General features: G+C 69.8%; 1 protein-coding gene. It reads right to left on the reverse strand.

Annotation, left to right across the window (positions count from 1 at the left end):
* Nucleotides 1-133 precede the first annotated feature (133 nt).
* Nucleotides 134-4642 (reverse strand): MobF family relaxase, encoded by a 4509-nt coding sequence (mobF, locus tag ABZV06_RS31870; RefSeq protein ID WP_355625963.1) that lies wholly within the window; start codon nt 4640-4642, stop codon nt 134-136.
* Between the last annotated feature and the right edge of the window lie 414 nt (nt 4643-5056).

A 5056-nucleotide genomic window follows, 5' to 3' on the forward strand; every position in this document is an offset into this window, starting at 1 on the left:
TCAACAGCAGTATTCAACGCTTCTCGATCCTGAACTCGCCCTGTCCGGCGGACTTGCTATGAGCCGCTGGCCTCAACTCACCCTGACAGACAGGGTCGCCCCGCGTACCCCGGCGCCTGCCTTGAGCTTCGGCTTACCAGGACATCTGAACGTCCGGCTGGCTCTGCACTTGATCAAGAGGTGGTGCGGGCGCGCTGTGCTGCATACCGATGCGCTGCTCAGGCGAGGTGGCAGACGGTGCGGGGTCGGGCGTGGCTGCGGAGAGGCGGAGGCCCTCGGCGATGAGCTGAGTGTTGAGGCGTGTTGCATACGTGGGCGTGGTGAGGATGCTGTCGGGGTCGCCTTCGCGGGGGCCGAGCCAGTCTTTGCCCAAGTCGTCGGCGATTCGGGCGGCGATGTGTGCGCGTTGTTCGTCGGGCAGGGCGAGGTAGATGTCGCGTGCGATTCTCGCGGTGGCGGGGTCCGCGGGGGTGGTGTGCGGGTGCCGGGCGGCGAGGACGGCGTCGGCGGCGTGGAGGTATGCCCGGTGCCCGGCGTGGTGCTGGGGGACGTAAGGGCCGATGGGTTGGTCGGGTTCGTCGCCTGTGATCTGGTACTGGTCGCGGTAGGCCGCGACGGTCGCTACGTGGGTCCTCCACGTCGCGTGCTCGTTCGGCTGGGTGACGTCGCCGTGGAGTCCGGTGAGCCAGGCGGGTCGGTCGGTGAGGGCGCGGTCCGTGACCTCGTTGACCCGCTTTTGGATGAGCCGGGTGGCGTCTTCGAGGTAGACCGTCAGGGCGGTGTCGGCGGTGGGCGGAGTGGCGTCAAGCCAGGGCACCGGCCCGGCCTCGGGGGCGGGTCGGGTAAGGCTGTGGAGTTGGTGGCGGACGCTGTCCAGGTCGCTGCCGGGACGGGCAACGGTGAGGAGTTGTTCGGCGGGGTGGCCCTGTGTTTCGGAGGCCTTGAGGGTCCAGGCGAGGGTGCGCCAGCCGTCGGTGGTGCCGGCTTCGACGGGTGGTGGGGTGGAGTCGAGGTGCTGGTTGAGGCGCCAGGCGAGGACTTCGGAGAGGGACCGAACGTCGTGCAGGGGCCGAGCGAGGGCGGCTGTGGCGACGGCGGTGAGGGCGTCGTGTCCGGCGTGTTCGGCGCGGCGGATCGCGGCGGTGAGGGCTGGCCAGGCGGGCTCGCCGGTGGCCCGGTCGGCTGTTCGGTCGCCGAGAACGGCGGCGATCAGCTGTCGGTGGTCGCTGTCGTGTGAGGTGGGTTCGCTGGCGAGAAGCCGCGGTGGGCGGGTCGCGTCGATGGGGTCGAGGGGCTCGGCGCTACGCAGGATCGGTCGGAGGAGAGCGGCGTAACGCGCAGTGTCGTCGACGCTGGGTTGGGTGAGGGCGGGGCTCGGGCTGCGGCCGTCCAGGTGGTCTTTGATGCGCCAGGTGAGAAGTTGAGCGGGGGATTCGGCGCCAGCGAGGGTGCCACGGCGGGCGGTGTTGGCGAGGACTTGGGGCAGGTCCCAGCCGTTGCTCTCGGCGGTGCGCAGCGCGCGGACGACGGTAGGCCAGGCGGCGTCACGGTGCACCGCGCCGGCGTCTGGGCCGAGTGCGTCGGAGACGAGGGTGTGCAGGCGTTGGTCGTCGGCGAGTTCGGTCGCGTAGCGCAGTCGGGGGACCAGGGTGGCAAGGCTGCGGGCCTGGTCGGCGGCGTGGGTGATGGCTTCGGTGGCGGAGGTCTGCGCGCCTTCGGTGGCAAGGACGGTTTCGAGGATTTCCCGGGCCACGCGGGCGTATGGGTCATAACCGGCGCGGTCGAGACGGGCGTCCTCGTCGAGGGGCAGGATCCGGTGGGTGACGCCATAGAGGGTGGTGTGCTGGCGGGCGCGGGTGGCGGCGACGTAGAGGTGTTCGCGGGCCATGTCGTCGGTGATGAGGGCGTGGGCGGTGTCGACGGTGGCGCCCTGGGCGCGGTGGACCGTGGTGGCGTAGAGCAGTTCGACGTGCGCGGCGACGTAGGCGGCGGGGAGGGTGAGGGTGCCGCCGTGCTGCTGGTGTTTGACGGTGAGGGCCCCGTCGGTGCGGCGGTGGGTGACGGTCCAGGCGTCGCCGTTGCGGACCCAGTCCTTGCCCCGGTTGCTGGTCATGGTGCGGCTGTTGAGGCGGGTGACGATCCAGTCCCCGCGGCCGGCGCGGTTGCCGTCGTGCAGGGTGACGCCGTCGGGTTCGACCTGACCGGCGGTGACGCGGTCGGCGCGGGCGCGGGCGGACAGGGCGGTGACGCCAGCGCTGGTGGACGACGACATCAGGGTGGTCAAGCCCGCGGTCATGTCGGTGTGCCAGGCGGTGTAGGCCTGTTCGACCATTGTCTCGTAGGAGCCGCCCCGTATCCGGCCGCTGCTCTCGTAGTGGTCGAGGGCGGTGGTGTCGCCGTCGCGGAGGCGGCGGGTGGCGTCGGCTTCGGCAGCTGTGGTGAAGCGGTGCAGGGCGGTGAGTTCGACGGCGCCGGCCTCCGTTGCGAGCAGGCGCAGTGCGCCACCGGACTCGACGGCGGCGAGTTGCCGGTGGTCTCCGAGCAGGCGTACGAGGGCGCCGTGGCGGGTGGCGATGTCGCGTAGGGCGTCGAGGTTGTGGGTGCCGGCGAGGCCGGCTTCGTCGACGAGGATGACGTCGCCGGGCCGTACCCGGAAGAAATCTTTCCCAGCGGGGAAGGTGCTGTCGGCGTTCCGGTGGGTGCTGTGTTCGTGGACGAACTTGTGCAGGTTTTCGGCGGGGACGCCGAGGTCGGCGCTGAGGACGGCGGACGCGGCGGCGGAGGTGGCCAGGGGGATGAGTCGCTGGCCGTGGGCGGCGACGACATGTTGGTACGCGCGCATGGTGGTGGTCTTTCCGGCGCCAGCGGGGCCGAGCCCAACGGCGATCAGCCGCGCGTCGGTGGCGAACGCGACGACCATGGCCCGCTGCCCGGGGTCGAGCGTGGTGCCGGTGGTGGCCTCGTAACCATCAAGCATCGCCTGCACGGCGGGGGCCGCGTAGCCCAGGACCGTGGGGGTGCGAGCGGCGTCGAGGAGGCGCTGCTCCGCGTCGAGGACCGCCTGGCTGGTGTAGCGGGCGGCGCCGTGCTGCACGAACACCGACGTTCCGTCCTTGCGGCGCAGCCCGGCGGGCTCGACCAGATCCGGCTCGGCCGTCACGGGTACGCAGAGCGAGGTGACGGCCTGGTGGACGACCTGCTGCAGCACCTCAGAGCGATCATGCTGATCGGTGAAGCGCAGCCCGCGAGGGGCGACGGTGGCGGGTGGTTCGCGCAGCAGCCGGTCGGCTTCGGCACGCAGGTTCCACACGGTCCACGTCGACCGGGATCCCTCCGCCTGCCGCACCGCCAGAGCGGCTAGAGCCCCGATCTGCTCTGTGGATAACGTTGTGGAAACCGTCTCGTGTCTGTGGGCGGGGCCGGTGGCGCTGACTACCTGGGCAAGGGATTGCGCGGCCGATTGGCCGTGTTCGGCGTGCAGTCGGGCCGTCCACTCCTCGCGCAGCGCGGCGAGGGAACGGGGAGCGGGTTTGGGACCGCGGGTGTCGAGGTTGGCCTGGCCCGCGAGGCGGAACGCGGCCTGGTTGTCCGGGTCGCGGCCGTGGGCGCGACGGAAGTCGACGACCAACTGCTCGTAGCGGGCCTCGATCTGCGACCGCCGCGATGAGAACGTCCCGATCACGTCGCGCGGAACACCGGCTACCTCACGGACCGGATGCCGCTTACCCACGGTGTCAGGGCGGACCGCGAACTGCACCCCAAGGTGTTGGATGGCGAGGGTCTCGACGGTGGAGTTGTAGTGCTCGGACGCGGCGACCGCGACGCGGTGCAACGGGCCGCCGTCGAGGCTGCGCCACTTCCCATCCGCCCCCTGGATCTTGTTGCTGATCGCGACATGCGTGTGCAGGTTCGGGTCGCCGTCGCGGGAGTCGTAGTGGTCGAACATGGCGTAGACCAAGCCGCGGGTGTCCAGCTGCGCCTGCCCGGTATCGCCGCTGCGGGTGAACGCCGCATGCTTCTCCAACAGTTGTAGTGCGGAGTCGCGGGCCTGCTCGTGGATCGCCTTCACGGTGTCCCGGACCCACTCGCGTTCGTCGAGGGCCCACAGCAGGACGAGGCTCTTCACGGGGGTGAGGACGAGGTCGTAGCCGGCGACGGCACCGCGGGCCCGGCGGGCCTCCTCGGCGCGTACCTTGCCTGTCTCGGCCTGTGTCGGCTTCCGCCCCGTCTCGGCGCGCACCACGTCGAGCCGTTGCTCGACACGGGTGTCGAAGTCCCGCAGGGTCGCGTAGACGGGGAAACGGCGCCCGAGGGTGGCCTGACGGATCGCCTCCTGCGTGAGCCGCTCGACCTGCTCGTCGTCCATGCTGGGCCGAACCCGGGTAGCGAGATGTCGGGCGATGATGGCATCGGCATCGGGGTGCATCCCCTGGCCAAACAGGTGCCGCATCTGCTCCTCGGACACCTGCCCGGCCAGACCGAGCGGGGCCAGACCTCGACCGCCCCACCGGCCCGGAGGGTTGCCGGGGGCGGTGTAGTAGTCGGTCGCGTCCTGCCCGGGAAGCCGGTCGCGGTCGCCGCCGACGACGTGTCGGGTGAGGTAGGTGTAGCCGTCGCCGACCGACAGCTTGTGCAACGTCATCACTGGGCGACCACCCCCTTCCCTTGCGTCGAATTCGCCCCCCATCCGCCTTCGTTGGCGCGATTGTTTGCGCCGTCTATTTGAGGGGGAGAGGGGACGGTACCCGCCGCAGGCGATCCATGGCAAGAGCATCTGCAAGAGGTGTGTCGGCGTTCTCTTTTGAAGCTGTGGATCAACGTTTGCGCTGGTAGAGACGGTGTTGTGTCGGGGTTTAGGCGGTTTTTCTTTTCGGTTGTTTGTGGTTGGATTGACGTGGCTTGAAATTGCGACTTGGTCTTGTTGGGAATGGGTTTACGTGGCTAGGGTTTCGGTATGGCTAAGAGCGCGTTTGGTTTGTGGGTTGGGCGGGTGTGTCGCACAGCCGGTCCGATCGATGAGGGTGATTCGGTCGGTAGACGGGTATGGATCGAGTGC

Origin of the sequence: Micromonospora sp. NPDC005172 (assembly GCF_040608555.1) — a bacterium.
GTDB lineage: Bacteria > Actinomycetota > Actinomycetes > Mycobacteriales > Micromonosporaceae > Micromonospora.